Source organism: Hyphomonas sp. J20-32 (genome assembly GCF_055808555.1).
On record NZ_CM147873.1, the window covers coordinates 1,791,648 to 1,808,117 of the forward strand.

14 protein-coding genes are annotated in these 16,470 nt (G+C 62.2%); 9 read left to right on the plus strand and 5 right to left on the minus strand.

Annotated features, from left to right (window positions below; all coding sequences use genetic code 11):
* Positions 1–9 precede the first annotated feature (9 nt).
* The 3 genes from AC0L7I_RS08910 to AC0L7I_RS08920 are packed head-to-tail and all read left to right on the plus strand — an operon-like array spanning position 10 to position 2,809.
* The gene (locus tag AC0L7I_RS08910) at positions 10–831 is read left to right on the plus strand and encodes a hypothetical protein (RefSeq protein ID WP_473396085.1); all 822 of its coding nucleotides are present in this window, start codon (positions 10–12) and stop codon (positions 829–831) included.
* A 42-nt stretch (positions 832–873) separates the two neighbouring features.
* Positions 874–1,854, plus strand: a complete 981-nt coding sequence (locus tag AC0L7I_RS08915) for a hypothetical protein (RefSeq protein WP_473396086.1) — start codon at positions 874–876, stop codon at positions 1,852–1,854.
* 16 nt (positions 1,855–1,870) lie between these two features.
* The gene (locus AC0L7I_RS08920; RefSeq protein WP_473396087.1) at positions 1,871–2,809 is read left to right on the plus strand and encodes a hypothetical protein; all 939 of its coding nucleotides are present in this window, start codon (positions 1,871–1,873) and stop codon (positions 2,807–2,809) included.
* Positions 2,810–2,866: 57 nt separating this feature from the next.
* Here AC0L7I_RS08920 and uvrA read toward each other — a convergent pair whose 3' ends face one another.
* A complete protein-coding gene (gene uvrA / locus AC0L7I_RS08925) occupies positions 2,867–5,887 on the minus strand; it encodes an excinuclease ABC subunit UvrA (RefSeq protein ID WP_473396088.1) in 3,021 nt (1,006 codons plus the stop codon).
* 222 nt (positions 5,888–6,109) lie between these two features.
* Between uvrA and ssb the strand changes: the two genes are divergently transcribed.
* The 6 genes from ssb (at position 6,110) to queA (ending at position 13,021) form a co-directional block, all read left to right on the plus strand.
* Complete coding sequence (gene ssb / locus AC0L7I_RS08930; RefSeq protein ID WP_473396089.1) at positions 6,110–6,583, plus strand: single-stranded DNA-binding protein; 474 nt, start codon at positions 6,110–6,112, stop codon at positions 6,581–6,583.
* 9 nt (positions 6,584–6,592) lie between these two features.
* Complete coding sequence (gene blaOXA / locus AC0L7I_RS08935) at positions 6,593–7,447, plus strand: OXA-1090 family carbapenem-hydrolyzing class D beta-lactamase (RefSeq protein ID WP_473396090.1); 855 nt, start codon at positions 6,593–6,595, stop codon at positions 7,445–7,447.
* Between the two features lie 252 nt (positions 7,448–7,699).
* Positions 7,700–10,522, plus strand: a complete 2,823-nt coding sequence (gene gyrA, locus AC0L7I_RS08940; protein WP_473396091.1) for a DNA gyrase subunit A — start codon at positions 7,700–7,702, stop codon at positions 10,520–10,522.
* A gap of 16 nt (positions 10,523–10,538) precedes the next feature.
* Positions 10,539–11,036, plus strand: coding sequence for a pantetheine-phosphate adenylyltransferase (coaD, locus tag AC0L7I_RS08945; RefSeq protein ID WP_473396092.1), 498 nt, complete (start codon positions 10,539–10,541; stop codon positions 11,034–11,036).
* On the plus strand, positions 11,033–11,926 hold the full coding sequence (locus AC0L7I_RS08950) for a peptidylprolyl isomerase (RefSeq protein ID WP_473396093.1): 894 nt from the start codon (positions 11,033–11,035) through the stop codon (positions 11,924–11,926). Before coaD ends, AC0L7I_RS08950 begins: the two co-directional genes overlap by 4 nt.
* Before the next feature lie 33 nt (positions 11,927–11,959).
* Positions 11,960–13,021, plus strand: a complete 1,062-nt coding sequence (gene queA, locus AC0L7I_RS08955; protein WP_473396094.1) for a tRNA preQ1(34) S-adenosylmethionine ribosyltransferase-isomerase QueA — start codon at positions 11,960–11,962, stop codon at positions 13,019–13,021.
* A gap of 10 nt (positions 13,022–13,031) precedes the next feature.
* Here queA and AC0L7I_RS08960 read toward each other — a convergent pair whose 3' ends face one another.
* The 4 genes from AC0L7I_RS08960 to AC0L7I_RS08975 all read right to left on the minus strand — a co-directional run bounded on the left by AC0L7I_RS08960 (position 13,032) and on the right by AC0L7I_RS08975 (position 16,450).
* Entirely contained in the window at positions 13,032–13,520 is a 489-nt protein-coding gene (locus AC0L7I_RS08960; RefSeq protein ID WP_473396095.1) for a PaaI family thioesterase, read from the minus strand.
* Complete coding sequence (locus AC0L7I_RS08965) at positions 13,517–13,888, minus strand: tRNA-binding protein (protein WP_473399129.1); 372 nt, start codon at positions 13,886–13,888, stop codon at positions 13,517–13,519. The genes AC0L7I_RS08960 and AC0L7I_RS08965 overlap by 4 nt, the downstream gene beginning before the upstream one ends.
* A gap of 7 nt (positions 13,889–13,895) precedes the next feature.
* Positions 13,896–14,660 carry an SDR family NAD(P)-dependent oxidoreductase gene (locus AC0L7I_RS08970; RefSeq protein ID WP_473396096.1) on the minus strand — a complete coding sequence of 255 codons (765 nt, stop codon included), beginning with the start codon at positions 14,658–14,660 and terminating at the stop codon, positions 13,896–13,898.
* Positions 14,661–14,788: 128 nt separating this feature from the next.
* A complete protein-coding gene (locus AC0L7I_RS08975) occupies positions 14,789–16,450 on the minus strand; it encodes a DUF262 domain-containing protein (RefSeq protein WP_473396097.1) in 1,662 nt (553 codons plus the stop codon).
* Between the last annotated feature and the right edge of the window lie 20 nt (positions 16,451–16,470).

Sequence of the window (16,470 nt, forward strand, 5' to 3'; positions counted from 1 at the left end):
AGCCCGAAAATGGACGAAAAACTGCCAGTCGTGGAGATCGTCGCCGAATCCTGGCGGCTCGCCGTTCGCGCGCTCGTGCCCGGCCTGCCATGGCTTGGCCTGCTGATGGTCGCTTGGGGAGGCTTTTTCCTGGCCCTGGGCCGCGTGGGAGACGTAGGTTCGGGCGTCGTGTTTGGCGCTTTCCTCATCGCCTGTTTCATCGGCATGGCCTTTTCACTCGCAGTGTATCGCAAGATGCTGGGACAGAAGTCCGGTCATTTAGTGTCGCTCAGCCACGCGAATGTTTCAGTCTATGTCGCGTTCCTGTTTGTCGGCGTGTTCATCTCGTTTTTCCTGTTGTTGCTGTTCTGGATCATCTTTGCGATCTCTGCAGGGCCGGATTTCGATCCGAACGCGGACCCGGAAATCACGCGAGAAGCGATGCGCGCCATGCTTCTGTCATCCTATGGCGCCACCTTCTACCTCGCCAGCTCCGCAGGCGTCCTGGCGCTCAGCTTCATGGCCGTGCGCCTGCTTCTCTTCGGCGCGGCCAGTGTCCAGACCGGCGAGACCATGGTTTTCCGCACATGGGCGTGGACGAAGGGGCATGCGCTTCGCCTTGGCCTGGCTGCGCTGGCAACGCATGTCGCGCCATTCGCGGTGGCGGCCGGTATCTTCACAAGTGCCGCGCCGAGGCTGGCCGCCGTGAACGGAGGGATGTTCCTTGGCGGTGCACTGGTCGTCCTGCTGCTCGCACCGTTCATCCTCGCCGGGCACGGGCTGGCAGTTAGCGTGTTGCCGCGCCTCATGCCCGATCCCGATGAGGCCTCGGAGATTGCCCCTGTCGAGTAAATCGCCTTAGTTTGAGGCAAGTCCATTTGGGAGGGTGGGATTTTGCCAACACAGTTTTCGTTTGAAGGTGCGCTGACAAACGCCTTTCGCGCGGCGCACTTTCGCACGTTTCCATGGATATTCGCGGGTGTGTACGCGCTCGTCGTGGTCGTGTTTGTGGCGATAACGGGGTACGTGTCCAAGGGCGCCGTACAGGAATTCATCCAGGCGCTTGAGGCCCTGGAATATGCCAATCTCGACCAGGCCGAACCACGCGAGATTCTGGCACATCTGCTTGGCACGATGACGCCGCTCTATCCGGTGGGCGCTGTTCTTGCTGTTGGGTTCTGGGCAATCTGGGCCATGTTCGAATCAGCCTCGCAGCGGCGCTATGTGCGCGATGAGCGTTTCTCGCTCCGATTCGGCGCAGATGAAATGCGCATGATGGTCGTCGGGTTGCTGTGGACCCTTCTCAACTTGGCCTGCTTCCTGCCGGCGCTGCTCATCCTGTTCGACAGTGCGCCGTCGCTGTTCAACCAGGCGCTGGACGGAGAGTCGCTGTCGAGCATGGAGGGCGAGATATTTGCAGTCGCCTTAGGTTCTCTGGCGCTCATGCTACTGCTGTTTCCGGTCTACGTCTTTTTCGCGACACGCCTGTCGCCGTGTTTTGCGATGACGATCAAGGACCGGCGTATCGTCTTCTTTGACGCGTGGAATGTGTCGCGCGGACGGTTCTGGCCCATCCTCGGCGCCTATCTCATTCTCGCGATTGCTGGCGGTATCATCGCGAGCGTGATCGACGAGGTTTTCCAGTTTGGCCTGGACCGCGCCCTCTCCGGCATCGGGAATGTCGAGTCGGGCGAGGACGTCCTGCTGCTGGTCTACTCATCTGCATTCACTGTTCCGATCGGTGTCTACATTTTCGCGAGCGCGTTCCTGTCCGCGCTCCAGCAACACATCAATGGCGGTCCGGCCGCCTTTGCCGCCCGCCATGATCCGCGTGGGGGTGTCGACGATGCCGCGCGCATGGCCGTGTTCGATTGACCAGGGAGAAAATGCCATGACGAACCTCGATTTCAGTTTTGACAATGCGCTATTCCATTTCAGGCGAACGGGCGGCCCGAAAGGGTTCCTGCTCGCATACGGCGCAACCTATGCGGTGCTTTACCTGCTGCTGTCTGCGGTGAACCTCTGGCTGCAATGGCCGATGTTCGGGATGATGTTCAACCCGGACATGATGAACGATCCGATGGCGATGGAAGCGGCCATGACGGGGCAGATGGGCCGTGTCCTTCTGGGCTACCTGCTGATGATCCCGGTCGGCCTCGTTTTCTGGATGCTGTTCGAAGGGGCCAACCAGCGGCGTTACATGCGGGCGGAAGGCTTTCGCCTGCGGCTGGGGGCCGATGAATGGCGCCTTCTCGTCGTCGGGATTATCTGGTTCGGCGTGTTCATCGCCCTCTATATTGGCGGCATTGTCGTGATCGCCGTGCCGGTTGGCATCATTGCAGCGACAGGCACCAGCCAGGCCGCCGTCATGGGTGGGTTGCTGGCTTTGGTCCTGACGATTGCCTACTTCGTTTTCGCGCTCTGGCTGACGGCGCGGTTCTCACCCGCTTCAGCCCTCACGGTTCGCGACCGCAGCATCCGGTTCGGACAGGCCTGGCGCGTCACCAGGGGCAAGGCCTGGACCATTGTCGGCAGCTGGATCGTGCTCATGCTGATCATGTTCGCCGCCTTCTTCGCGCTCTACATGGTCTTCGCCATGGTCATGATGGCAGCGCTGATGCCGGCGATGAGCGGGATCGAGGACGACCCGACAGCCGTCTTCTCCGCGATGGCCGCGCCCGGCATCATCGTGCCCGGCGCGCTCCTGATGGTGGCCTTCATTTTCATCCAGGCCTGCTGGATGCACGTGTTCGCCGGGCCGGCTGCGCTGGCCGCACGGACAGACCCTCAATGGGCCGAAAATCCCGCGATAGACGAAACCTTCGTCTAGGCCGGACGCTTGAACGCCTGCCTGTCCGGTCTTCGGGCGGGCTGGCTCAACCGGGTCCTACTTGGCCGGGCTTGGCGAGCGCGCCTTTCGCTTGGCTGCGGCCTTTGGTGTCTTGGCGGCTGCCTCAGCGGGCTTTGACGTTTTTTTCTTGGCAGCCTTCTTCGGCTCCGTCGACGTCGCGGCCCGCGTCCGCTTGTTGCGCGCGGCGCGGCGTTCGTCATGCCGCCGGAAGGTCTCGGCGAGGAACTTGCCGGTCCAGCTGTCGCTATTGGCCGCGATGTCTTCCGGCGTCCCGGCTGCGACCAGCTTGCCGCCGCCATCGCCGCCTTCCGGGCCAAGGTCGAGCACCCAGTCGGCCGTCTTCACGACGTCAAGGTTGTGCTCGATCACGACCACCGTATTGCCGGCATCGACCAGCTCGTGCAGCACTTCCAGCAGCTTGCGCACATCGTCGAAATGCAGGCCCGTTGTCGGCTCGTCGAGAATGTACAGCGTCCGTCCCGTGGCGCGTTTCGACAGTTCCTTGGCCAGCTTCACGCGCTGGGCCTCGCCGCCCGACAGGGTCGTCGCCTGCTGGCCAACCTTCACATAGCCGAGGCCGACCTGCACCAGCGTGTCCATCTTGGATGCGATGGCAGGCACCGCCGAGAAGAATTTCGCCGCGTCTTCCACCGTCATGTCCAGCACGTCGGCAATCGACTTGCCCTTGAACAGGACTTCCAGCGTCTCGCGATTGTAGCGTTTGCCCTTGCAGGTCTCGCACGTGACATAAACGTCCGGCAGGAAGTGCATCTCGATCTTGATTACGCCGTCGCCCTGGCAGGCTTCGCAGCGCCCGCCCTTCACATTGAAGCTGAAACGCCCGGCCTTGTAGCCGCGCGCCTTGGATTCCGGCAGGCCGGTGAACCAGTCGCGGATGGGGCCGAAGGCGCCGGTATAGGTGGCCGGGTTCGAGCGCGGGGTGCGCCCGATCGGGCTCTGGTCGATATCGATCACCTTGTCGAGAAATTCGAGGCCTTCAAGGCTGTCATAGGGCTGGGGCGGGCTGGACGCGCCGTTCAGCTTGCGGGCCAGCGCCTTGTAAAGTGTCTCGATGATCAGGGTCGACTTGCCGCCGCCGGACACGCCGGTGATACAGGTGAAGCTGCCAAGCGGGATCGTCGCGGTGACGTTCTTGAGGTTGTTGCCGGTGGCGCCCTTCAGCGTGATCTTGCGCTTGGTTTTTTCCACCGGGCGGCGCTTGGGAATCGCAATCTCGCGCGTGCCGTTCAGATAGTCCGCTGTCATGCTTTTCGGGTTCGCCAACACTTCGGCTGGGGTGCCCTCGGCAATGATCTCGCCGCCATGGACGCCTGCGGCTGGCCCCATGTCGATGACATGGTCTGCGGTCAGGATCGCATCCTCGTCATGCTCGACCACGATCACGGAATTGCCGAGGTCGCGCAGCCGTTTCAGCGTTTCCAGCAGGCGCGCATTGTCGCGTTGGTGCAGGCCGATACTTGGCTCGTCGAGCACATAGAGCACGCCGGTCAGGCCCGAACCGATCTGGCTGGCCAGCCGGATGCGCTGGCTCTCGCCGCCCGACAGCGTGCCCGACCCGCGGCTGAGCGTCAGGTATTCAAGGCCGACATCGTTGAGGAAGTTCAGGCGGTCATTGATCTCTTTCAGGATGCGGCTGGCAATCTCGTTCTGCTGCTTGGTCAGCGTCTTCGACACTTTGCCGAACCAGTCGCCCGCCTCGCGGATCGAGAATTCACTGGAGTCCGAAATATCGAGACCCGCAATCTTCACCGCCAGCGCCTGCGGCTTCAGGCGCTTGCCGCCACAGGCAGGGCAGGGCGCTGCCGACTGGAACTTGGCCACTTCCTCGCGCACCCAGGCGGAATCCGTCTCGCGATAGCGCCGCTCCAGGTTCGGGATCACGCCCTCGAACGTCTTCTTCACCTCGTAGCGGCGCATGCCGTCATCATAGACGAATTTGATTTCTTCCTCGCCGGTGCCGTGGAGGATCATCTGCTGGATGGCTTCGGGCAGCTTGTTCCACGGCTTCTTGAGATCGAACCGGTAATGCGTCGACAGGGCCTGCAGCGTCTGTGTCTGGTAGGGCGATGTCGATTTGGCCCAGGGCGCGATGGCGCCGTTCAGCAGGTCGAGGTCCTTGTCCGGCACGATCAGGTCGGCATCGATCTTCAGCTGGTTGCCAAGGCCGTCACAGGTCGGGCAGGCGCCGAACGGATTGTTGAACGAGAACAGGCGCGGTTCGATTTCCGAAATCGTGAAGCCCGAGACCGGGCAGGCGAAGTTGGCGCTGTAGGTGATCCGCTTCGGCTCAGTCTCGCCCTCTTCGAGGTCGGCATATTCGGCTAGCGCAATGCCCTGCGCCAGGCCCAGCGCCGTCTCGAAACTCTCGGCGAGGCGCTGCTCCATGCCTTCGCGCACGACCACGCGGTCGACCACGACGTCGATGTCATGCTTGAACTTCTTGTCCAGCTTGGGCGCGTCTTCCAGTTCGAAGAATTCGCCGTCCACCTTGACGCGCTGGTAGCCGTTCTTCAGCAGCTCGGCGAACTCCTTGCGGTACTCGCCCTTGCGGCCTCGGATCATCGGCGCCAGCAGGTACAGGCGCGTGCCCTCGGGCAGTTCCATCGTCCGGTCGACCATCTGGCTGATCGTCTGGCTCTCGATCGGCAGGCCGGTCGCGGGCGAATAGGGAATGCCCACGCGCGCCCACAGCAGGCGCATATAGTCATAAATCTCGGTCACGGTGCCGACGGTCGAGCGCGGGTTGCGGCTGGTCGTCTTCTGCTCGATCGAGATAGCGGGCGAGAGGCCCTCGATGCTTTCCACGTCCGGCTTCTGCATCAGCTCCAAAAACTGGCGCGCATAGGCCGACAGGCTTTCGACATAGCGTCGCTGGCCCTCGGCATAGATCGTGTCGAACGCGAGCGAGGATTTGCCTGAGCCCGACAGGCCGGTCATCACGACAAGCTCGCCGCGCGGGATGTCCACGTCGATATTCTTGAGATTGTGTTCCTTTGCGCCGCGCACGCGGATGAAAGGCGATTCTAGTCGGGCCATGCGGAAAGCTCGTTACGGTGACGAAACAGGATTGGTGTGTTGCTAGGCTTTATGTGTGGCGCGAGTCCAGCTTGACCACAAGAACAAAATGTGAACATTTCGGTCGAGCTGCTTTTTTCAACCCGGCCTGTGGAAAAACGCCTCAGGAGGCGACAGTTGCTTCCGGTCGGGGTACAAGAGAACAGATTCGATAACGAAACAAGCCTGAGCGGAGATGGATACATGGCAGGATCAGTGAACAAGGTCATCCTTGTCGGAAATGTTGGGCAGGATCCGGAAGTCCGCCAGTTCCAGAATGGTGGCCAGGTCGCCAGCTTCACGCTGGCCACGTCCGAGACGTGGAAAGACAAGGCGACCGGAGAGCGCAAGGAAAAGACCGAGTGGCACCGGATTTCGATCCTGAGCGAAGGTCTCGTCCGTGTCGTCCAGAACTATGTGAAAAAAGGCTCCAAGCTTTACATCGAAGGCCAGCTCGAGACCCGCAAGTGGCAGGACAAGGATGGCCAGGACCGCTACACGACGGAAGTCGTGCTGCGCGGCTTCGGCAGCACGCTCACCATGCTCGACAGCGCCAGTGATCGTGGCAGTGCCCGGTCAGGTGGTAATGATTTTGGCAGTCAGCAGGGCGGCGCCCGCAAGATGAGCGGCCCGGCCGAGAGCTTCAGCCAGGATCTTGACGACGAAATCCCGTTCTAGGAGGCATGATTGCAGCGCAGGGTGGCCCCTTTCACGCGCGTCGCCAGTGGTCTGGTTCTGGCCCTGACGGCCTGCGTGCTGGCCGCCTGCATGACGCTGGCAACGCCGCCGGCGCTGAGTGCGAGCGTCGCCGCTGCGGGCGTCGATCCTGAAACGTCCACGCTGGTCGTCTACCGGCTCGAGGACTCAAGCACATGGATCAGCAACCCTGACCGTGCGGAGGAGCGATTCACGCCCGCCTCCACGTCGAAGATCCCGCACACATTGATCGCCTTAGAGACAAGGGCCGTCTCCGGCCCGGACGAGATGTTCAGTTGGGACGGCCAGAAGCGCTTTGTCGACAGCTGGAACGAAGACCAGGCCTTTGCCGACGCCTTCAGGCGTTCCACCGTATGGATTTACCAGGCTGTCACGCCGCGCATCGGCTCTGCCGCGCTGCACGACTGGCTGGACCAGTTCCATTACGGCAATGCCGATGTCGGCGCGCCGGAAGACGTGTCGCAATACTGGCTGGCGGGACCGCTGGCCATCTCCGCCGAGGAACAGGTCGCGTTCCTGTCCCATCTGGCGAGGCGCACCCTGCCGCTGACGGCCCGCACCTATGAGCTTGCGGTCCCCATGATGGTGTTGGAGTCCGGCGCGGGCTGGACGCTCTACGGCAAGACCGGCTGGAAAAGCGTGAAGGGCGAAACGGATATCGGCTGGTTCGTCGGCTGGCTGGAGCAGACTGGTGGCGAGGTACCCGGCACCTATGCCTTCGCCTTCAACATGGACATGAGCGATCCGGAAGCCGACGTGCCCAGGCGCAAGGCCGCTGTCATGCAGGCCCTGTCCGATCTCGGGGTGCTCCCGCGGGCCCAATAGGCCCGCCGCTCGGCTGTTTGGCACAGGCACCGGCGCCCGGACTGGCCGGGGTGGCTCCGGGCTGTTTCCGTGCAATCTACGTGCATGTATTCGTGTGGTTTTCGGGGCATTCGAGGCGCCGGGCGGCAACTGCCAAAATATGGCCGAAAGGGTGGCTTTCGCCCCCTCCGCCTGCTAGTGTTTTCTCAATAAATATAGGCGATTCGGGCATGGTCCCCGCCGCACGAGACCGGACACGCAGAAAGCCCCCTCATGAGTGACGATACGACCCCGCCGGACGAGCCGGAAACCCCTGAGAATGCAGGCGAAGGCCACCCCGCCCTTCCGGACGGAATTGAGCCGATCTCGATCGAATCCGAGCTGAAAAGTTCATATCTCGACTATGCGATGAGCGTGATCGTCAGCCGCGCGCTGCCCGATGTGCGCGATGGCCTGAAGCCGGTGCACCGGCGCATCCTCTACGCCATGCAAGTGGGCGGCAACACGCCGGACAAGCCATACAAGAAATCCGCCAATATCGTCGGCGCCGTGATGGGTAACTTCCACCCCCATGGCGACAGCGCGATCTATGACGCGCTCGTGCGCATGGCCCAGCCATTCTCGATGGGGCTGCCCATGGTCGACGGGCAAGGCAATTTCGGCTCGATTGACAATGATCCGCCGGCCGCCATGCGTTACACCGAAAGCCGGATGACCAAGGCGGCAACCTACCTGCTCGCCGACATCGAAAAGGACACGGTCAACTTTCAGGACACGTATGACGGCTCGCAGCAGGAACCGATGGTGCTTCCGGCGCAGTTCCCGAACCTCCTGGTCAATGGCGGCGGCGGCATCGCGGTCGGCATGGCTACCAATATCCCGCCGCACAATCTCGGTGAAGTCGTGGATGCGACGCTTGCCGTGATCGACGATCCGCTGATCGAGGATGAGGCGCTGCTTGAAATCGTGCCGGGCCCCGACTTCCCGACAGGCGGCCTGATCATGGGCCATGCCGGCAGCCGCAAGGGCCTGACCACCGGGCGCGGATCGGTCATCATGCGCGCGAAGACCGACATAGAAGAAGCCAAGAACGGCCGTCAGGCGATCATCGTCACCGAAATTCCCTACCAGGTGAACAAGGCCGCGATGATCACCAAGATCGCCGAGCTGGTGCGCGAAAAGCGCGTTGAGGGCATTTCCGACCTGCGCGACGAGTCCGACCGCAATGGCATCCGCGTTGTCATCGAACTGAAGAAGGACGCCAGCGCCGAAGTCGTGCTGAACCAGCTGTTCCGCTTCAGCCAGCTGCAGACCAGTTTCGGCGTCAACATGCTCGCCCTGAATGGCGGCCGTCCCGAACTGATGAACCTGCGCAAGGTGCTCGATTGTTTCATCAGCTTCCGCGAGGAAGTGATTGTCCGCCGCACCAAGTTCGATCTCAACAAGGCGCGCGACCGGGCCCACGTATTGGTCGGCCTCGCCCTTGCCGTGGCCAATATCGACGAAGTGATCCGCATCATCCGCCACTCGCCAGACCCGGCAACGGCCCGCGAACAATTGCTCGCCAAGGCCTGGCCGATCATGGACATGGGTCCGCTGCTCGAACTCATCGCAGACCGGCGCACGCGCTGGTCCGGCGGCGACACGATCTACCTGTCGGATGAGCAGGCCCGCGCCATCCTCGACCTGCGCCTGCACCGCCTGACCGGCCTTGGCCGCGACGAGATCGGCAACGAGGCCAAGGGCCTGTCCGACAAGATCGCCGACCTGCTGGATATCCTGCGGTCGCGTCCGCGCATTCGCGAGATCATCAAGGCAGAACTGACCGACGTGAAAGAGAAGTTCGCCGTTCCGCGGCGGTCCGAATTCGCGTTTGGCGGTATCGACATGGAAGACGAGGACCTCATCGAGGTCGAAGACATGGTCGTTACCGTCACCCATGGCGGCTATGTGAAGCGTACGCCGCTCTCAACCTACCGGACCCAGCACCGCGGCGGCAAGGGCCGCTCAGGCATGGCGATGAAGGACGAGGATTTCGTGGTCAAGCTGTTCTCGGCCACCACGCATACCGAGATCCTGTTCTTCTCGTCGGCTGGCATGGTCTACAAGGAAAAGGTCTGGCGGCTTCCCGTTGGCGGACCGAATTCGCGCGGCAAGGCGCTGGTCAACATCTTCCCGCTGGCCGCCGATGAACGCATCGAAAGCGTCATGCCGCTGCCGGATGACGAAACGGCGCACGAAGTGCTCGACCTCATGTTTGCCACTCGCTCCGGCACTGTCCGCCGCAACAAGCTGGCAGACTTCACGCGGGTCAATCGCAACGGCAAGATCGCGATGAAACTCGACGAGGGCGATGGCATCGTCTCGGTGAAGATCTGCTCCGAACGCGACGACATCCTGCTCACCACCGCGCTCGGCCAGTGCATCCGCTTCCCGGTCACCGACGTGCGCGTGTTTGCCGGCCGGAACTCGACCGGCGTGCGCGGCATCCGTCTCGGGGCCGAGGATGAAGTCATCTCGATGGGCATCCTGCGCCATGTCGAGGCTTCGTCGGAAGAGGCGCGCGCTTATCTCAAGCATGCCTCGGCCATGCGCCGGGCGGCCACCGGCGAAGAAGAGGAAATCGGCGAGGATGAGGCCGATGATGCCGTTGTCGATGCCGCGCTCAGCGCTGAGCGGATTGCCGAACTCGGCGCCGCTGAAGAATTCATCCTGACGATTGCGGATGACGGCATGGGCAAACGGTCTTCCGCTTATGACTACCGTACCACCGGACGCGGCGGCAAAGGCCTCGTCGCGCAGAACATCTGGGGCCGCGACAAAAAGAAGGGGCCGACCAAGAAGGTTGCCCAGTCCTTCCCGGTCGATGATGGAGACCAGGTCATGCTCGTCACCGATGGCGGGCAGCTGATCCGTACGCCTGTCGACCAGATTCGCATCGCGGGCCGCTCCACCGGCGGCGTCTGGGTCCTGCGGACGGCGGAAGGCGAACACGTTGTTTCTGTTGCACGTCTTGTAGAAGACGCTGAAACCGATATGGATGAGGCCGACAAGGGTGGCCCGACCGAAACCGGGGCGCCTGACCCACAGGAATAGGCAATAGGGGGTGCCAGTGCATCGTATCGGACTTTACCCGGGAACATTCGACCCCCCGACAAATGGCCATATCGATATTTTCGGCCGGGCAATGAAACTGGTCGATACACTCGTGATCGGCGTTGCAATCAACGAGGCCAAGAAGCCGCTTTTCTCGCTCGAAGAGCGTGTGAACATGGTGAAATACGAGTGTGCCCGGTTCAACGGTCCCGGCATGGCGGAAATCAAGGTCATGCCGATGCACGGCCTGCTCATGAAGTTTGCCGAAGCGTGCGGCGCGCAGATGATCTTGCGCGGGCTTCGGGCCGTTCAGGACTTCGAATACGAGTTCCAGATGACGGCGATGAACGAGCAACTGAATCCCGATATTGAAACCGTGTTCCTGATGGCCGATGTTAGGCACCAGGCGGTCGCGTCGCGTCTCGTGAAGGAAATCGCGAGTCTCGGCGGCGATATTTCGCCTTTTGTAAGCCCTGACGTGAAACGGGCCCTCATGGAGAAATACGGCAAATGAAGCTGGCTACTTTGGCATTGGCCGCCGCGACCCTTTCGCTGGGTCTGACGGCGCACGCGGATACGACAACGGCGGTCGCGGATGCTGCCCCGGCGACGACAGTCGAAGAGGCAAAGGCTGATGCCGCGAATTGGCGCGCTGTTGACGCGGAGCGGCTGTTCGTCTTCCAGACCAATAAGGGCCGCATCCTGATCGAGGCCTTCCCGGATGTTGCGCCGAAGCATTACGCGCAATTCCTCGCCATCATCCGTTCGGGCGACCTCGATGGCACCAGCTTTCACCGTGTCATCAATGGCTTCATGGCACAGGGCGGCGACATCTATGCCCTCAAGGGCCGTGAGTCCGGCCTGCCGAACATTCCAGGCGAGTTCACGTTCCGCAGAAATCCGGCCGAGATGCCGCTCCAGGCCAGCATCGGCCCCGCGGATTCAGCAAAAACGGGTTATGTGAACGGGTTCCCGATCGCAACGCAGGCGTCTTTCTTCGCGGAAATGTCGGCTGACGGGCTCGTCGAAAGCTGGATTCCGCATTGCCGCGGTGTCGTGTCGACGGCGCGCACGTCTGATCCGAACTCCGCCAATTCGCAATTCTTCCTGATGCGCGACACGTCTCCGCATCTCGACAAGGAGTACACAGCCTGGGGCCGTGTCGTCGAAGGCGAGGATGTCGTGCTGGCCATCAAGGCAGGCAAGGATGCGCTCAATGGCGAAGTCGCTCTCCCGGATATTCTGATGTCAGCAAAGGTCGCTGCAGACATGCCGAAGTCTGACCGCCCGAACGTTTGGGTCCAGCGCACGGATGGTCCCGTCTTCACGGCGGGCTTGGCCGATGTGAGCGAAGACCTCGGCGTGTGCGATTTGCCGTCCGTTCCGGCCGTTGTTGCGCACTAGACTGCCAGAGCCTTTCACGGGCACACACGCTCCATGCCCTTGAATCTTGCGGATTTTCATTTCGACCTCCCAGAGCGCCTGATAGCGCTCAGGCCTGCGGACCCGCAGGATTCCGCGCGGCTGCTGGTCGTGCACGGGGATGGCCGGCTTGAGGATGCGCATGTGCGCGACCTGCCGCGCTACCTCTCGCCCCGCGATGTGCTCGTGTTCAATGATACGCGCGTTCTGCCCGCCGCCTTGAAGGGCGTACGTCCGGCGCGCGACGAAACGGGCGCCGATGTTGCCTGTGACGTGAACCTGGTCGAGCGGATCGACGACCATACATGGCGCGCGCTCGCCCGGCCCGGCAAGCGGCTGAAGCCCGGAGACCCTATCCATTTCGCCGAGGGCTTCCAGGCCCGCATCACACAGCGCGTCGATGGCGGGGAAATCGAACTCTCTTTCTCGCTGTCCGGACCGGAACTGGAACAGGCGCTGGACGCCCATGGCGCCATGCCGCTGCCCCCTTACATCGCCCGCCGCCGCCCCGCCGATTCCCGTGACCGGGAGACCTACCAGACCGCCTTCGCCGGCGAGGATGCGGCTTCAGTTGCCGCGCCGACGGCGGGCCTGCACTTCACGCCCCGTCTCCTGTCGGAACTCGATGCCGCCGGTCTGCAGCGCGAGACGGTTCGACTTCATGTTGGCCTCGGCACGTTCAAGCCGCTCGAAGATGCGCAGATTGAAGCCAACCGCCTGCACGCCGAATGGCGCCGGCTGACGCCGGAAACCGCGGGGCGCCTCAATGCCGCCCGGGCCGCCGGACACCGCTGTGTCCCCGTCGGTACGACTGCGATGCGCACGCTGGAAAGCTGCAGCACGCCATCAGGCACTCTCTCGCCTGCTACCGGCCCTACCGATATCTTCCTCAAGCCCGGCGACGCCGTGCGCGCCACCGACGCGCTTGTCACCAATTTCCACCTGCCCGGATCCAGCCTGTTCATGCTTGTCTGCGCGCTCATGGGGACGGACGTGATGCAGGCCGCCTACGCGCACGCCATTGCGAACGACTACCGGTTCTATTCCTACGGCGATGCCTGCCTGCTCTTGCCCTGAGCAACAGGTGTCAGGCGGTTGATTTCAGCGCAGCCGGGCCGCGTAACTCGTCCATCGTGCGGATTGCTTTGGCGGCCGTTATGCGGGCCAGGTGGCGGCCCTTCTCGTCGCGCCAGTCAGCTTCCACCAGTCCGGTCGTCTTGCCACGGCTGACGAGCCGGCCTTCGATCGTGATCAGGCCGTGCGGCACCGGGCGCAGGATGCGCGTCTGCAATTCCATTGTGGTGAACCATTCGCCGTCTTCCAGTGCGCTGGCCATGGTCATCGACACGATATGGTCGGACAGGCCGGCCACCCAGCCGCCGAAGACCCGGCCTTCATTGATGTCGCGCGAGCCGTCATTCGGCCATTCGTAGCGCGTGTGGCCATAGGACACTTCCTTCAGCCAGAGGTCCGGCCGGATTCCGAGATTCCTGATGCCGGGCGGGAAGTCCCAGGTGCCGTTTTTCAGGCGGGCGAAGAATTCGGATTGTTGGGCGGAAAGTTCGGTACGGCTCATGCGAGGCGGGCTCCGTTTGGCACCGGCAGGTCGGGTGAGAACATCACGATGGCGCCATCGGCATCGGGAAATCCGAGCGTCAGCACTTCCGACATGAACTTGCCGATCTGGCGGGGCGGGAAATTGACGACGGCAGCAACCTGTTTGCCGACAAGTGTTTCGGGTTTGTAGTGTACAGTTACCTGCGCTGAACTCTTCTTCACGCCAACGCCCGCACCGAAATCGATCACCAGCCGCAAGGCGGGCTTGCGCGCTCCGCCCAGCGGGGCGGCTTCGAGGATCGTTCCGATACGGATGTCGATTTCGCGGAAGGTGGCGAAATCGGTTGGCGCCGCCTCCGGGGAGTCCGGTTTGTCAGTCAGGTGCATGTCGGTTTCAGCACGTCGCGCCGCCATCGACGACCATCATCTGGCCGGTCATATAGGCGCCTGCTGCCGATGCCAGGTACACGGCTGCACCGGCGATCTCGACCGGTTCGCCAATCCGCGCCATGGGCGTGCCGGACAGGGCGCTTTTCAGGTTCTTCGGGTCTTCCCACAGGGCGCGGGCGAAATCTGTGCGGATCAGGCCCGGCGCGATACAATTCACGCGGATATTGTCCTTGCCGTATTCGGTTGCCAGGTTGCGGGCGAGTTGGAAGTCAGCCGCTTTCGAGATGTTGTATGCGCCGATGATCGGGGAGCCGCGCAGGCCGCCAATCGACGACACCAGGATGATCGCGCCATCCTTGCGCTCGCGCATTTGCGGCATGCACATCTGGATCAGCCAGTGGTTCGAGATGATATTGTTCTGGAGGACTTTCTCGAACTGTTCGTCCGTAATGCCTTCCATCGGGCCGTAATACGGGTTGGCGGCTGCATTGCACACAACCACGTCGACCTTGCCGAACGCCTTGTTCGTCGCATCGACCATCGCCTGCAATTCGTCTTTCGAAGAGATGTTTGCGGGTACGGCAATCGCCGTGCCGTCGCCATGCTTCTTGTTGATCACGTCGGCGACTTCCTGGCACGGGCCGGGCTTGCGCGAAGAGATCGTCACCTTGGCGCCCTGATCGGCCATGGCCTCTGCAATTGCCCGGCCGATGCCGCGCGAAGACCCTGTAATGATGGCTGATTTTCCGGTTAGATCAAACAGGCTCATGGCGCCGCTCCCTCGTGTTTTATGTCTGGGTCGAGGGTAAGGTCTGACGCGCCCTGCCGCTAGGGGTTACCTAGCGAAAGGCGCAAAATAGGAGGCTTTGAACGCTTTTTGTGGATGCGCCAGGCGCCCTAGCCCAGCAGGCTCCATTCTTCCACCAGGATTTCTGCGAGCCGTTCGGTGCGTTTCCGCACGACTTCCGGCGTCCAGGCGTCCTGGTCCATCAGGTCGCGGGTCAGGGCAAAGTCTGCGCCGCCGCCGCCGTTGAAATAGACTTCCTTCTTGGCGCGATAATCAAGCCGGTCTGCCTTCTGGTTCACTTTATTGGTCAGCAGTACGAAATTGCCGAGCGTATCGCATTGTTCGCGGCGCTTGGCGGGGTCTGGCCAGGTGATCATCCAGTGGCTGTCTTCATGAACATTGCGCGGCAGGACATGTTCGACAGTCGCGTCCGATTCCGGCGGGATGGTGAAGCCGCCATCAAGCGCCGCATTGAGGCGCAGCGCCATGGCGCGTCTCTGGCCGAATGTGGCAAAGCGGCCAAGCAGGCGCTCGCGCACCTTGCGGGATTCGTCCTTCGAGATTGCGAACGGGCCGTTCTTCGCGAGGAGCGTTCGTTCGTTCGTCACGGCATCGCTCACCTTGTTGAACCGCTTGTTGCGCTGGTCCTTGTCGTGGAGGATGAGCTGGATGACATAGCCGAGGCGTTCGAGACCGGTAAAGAATTGCGGCGCAATCGGGGAGTCGATCCCGCGCTCGACTAGGAATTTGAGGGCAGGCGCCCGCCAGCTCTGTTGCTCCAGCGCGCGAAGCTGGTTGAGCTTGTCGGCGACGAGCGTGGCATTGGGGCTGTCAGTCACTTTGGCGGTCGTGATTTGCCGGTAAGCGGCGACATAGTTCGGCAGCATGTCGTCCAGGAACTTGCGCGGATCGATTTTCGACAGGACCGCCTTCTGGAAACCCGCCACGAGATCACCCTTGGGCGAACGATCATGGATCGCGCGGATCTGGCGCAACAGGTCGTCAAAGGCTCCGCCACCCAGGATGGCCTCGTGTTCGGCCCAGCGTTCGGCATAGGTATTGGCTTCCTTGACCGAGAATTTCGCTTTCTGGAACAGTTCGGTCTTGATGATGTCGTGTGCGTCAGGTTCCTTGCCGCGCGTGTTGAGGACCCTGAAAACCTTGAACCCCTGATCCTTGTCGTTCACGACGACCCGAACGAGCGCGCAACCGGTGACGACTGTATCCGTCAGGGCGCGGCGACGCTCGTCCGGCATCTGCTTGAGTTCCTTCAGCAGGGCACTGGCATTTCCTACCATGCGTTGCTGGCTGTCGCTTTCGCCCGGTTCGTTCCGGAGCGTCTTTGTTGCGCCAAGGCGCTGGATCGTGTCGCGGAAAAATGCGCCATCCATATAATTCAGCGTGAGGCGCCAGTTGGCGGCTTCGCCGAGCATCGGACGCGGATCATCGGCGATCATGGCGTGCAACGCTGCGGCGCGTTCCTTGTCTGGCTCAAGGTCACGCAGCACGGCCAGCAGGATCGTCAGGGTGGTCAGGCGCTGCTGCCCGTCGACAATCTCCACCATGCCGGACTCGGCGCCATTCACGAGAACGATCGCGCCGATGAAATGCGGAATGTTGCTATCGGTCGCTTCGGCAAGGTCGCCGAGCAGGTCGAGGGCTTCGCGCTCTCCCCACGAATAACTACGCTGGTAGGGCGGCATGCACAGGCGTTCTCCCTGTCCGAATATGCCGCTTAGCGAGCTCTCCTGAGCTCGTACGCCGAGGTCCATTTCAATTCCCCTATACAGCC

Excerpts from the sequence above, each read along its gene's own strand:
- AC0L7I_RS08965 (WP_473399129.1), bottom strand. The coding sequence starts at position 13,888 with ATGCACCTGACTGACAAACCGGACTCCCCGGAGGCGGCGCCAACCGAT.
- AC0L7I_RS08970 (WP_473396096.1), bottom strand. The coding sequence starts at position 14,660 with ATGAGCCTGTTTGATCTAACCGGAAAATCAGCCATCATTACAGGGTCT.
- AC0L7I_RS08920 (WP_473396087.1), top strand. The coding sequence starts at position 1,871 with ATGACGAACCTCGATTTCAGTTTTGACAATGCGCTATTCCATTTCAGG.
- AC0L7I_RS08975 (WP_473396097.1), bottom strand. The coding sequence starts at position 16,450 with ATGGACCTCGGCGTACGAGCTCAGGAGAGCTCGCTAAGCGGCATATTC.
- AC0L7I_RS08960 (WP_473396095.1), bottom strand. The coding sequence starts at position 13,520 with ATGAGCCGTACCGAACTTTCCGCCCAACAATCCGAATTCTTCGCCCGC.
- ssb (WP_473396089.1), top strand. The coding sequence starts at position 6,110 with ATGGCAGGATCAGTGAACAAGGTCATCCTTGTCGGAAATGTTGGGCAG.
- AC0L7I_RS08910 (WP_473396085.1), top strand. The coding sequence starts at position 10 with ATGGACGAAAAACTGCCAGTCGTGGAGATCGTCGCCGAATCCTGGCGG.
- AC0L7I_RS08950 (WP_473396093.1), top strand. The coding sequence starts at position 11,033 with ATGAAGCTGGCTACTTTGGCATTGGCCGCCGCGACCCTTTCGCTGGGT.
- uvrA (WP_473396088.1), bottom strand. The coding sequence starts at position 5,887 with ATGGCCCGACTAGAATCGCCTTTCATCCGCGTGCGCGGCGCAAAGGAA.
- gyrA (WP_473396091.1), top strand. The coding sequence starts at position 7,700 with ATGAGTGACGATACGACCCCGCCGGACGAGCCGGAAACCCCTGAGAAT.
- queA (WP_473396094.1), top strand. The coding sequence starts at position 11,960 with ATGCCCTTGAATCTTGCGGATTTTCATTTCGACCTCCCAGAGCGCCTG.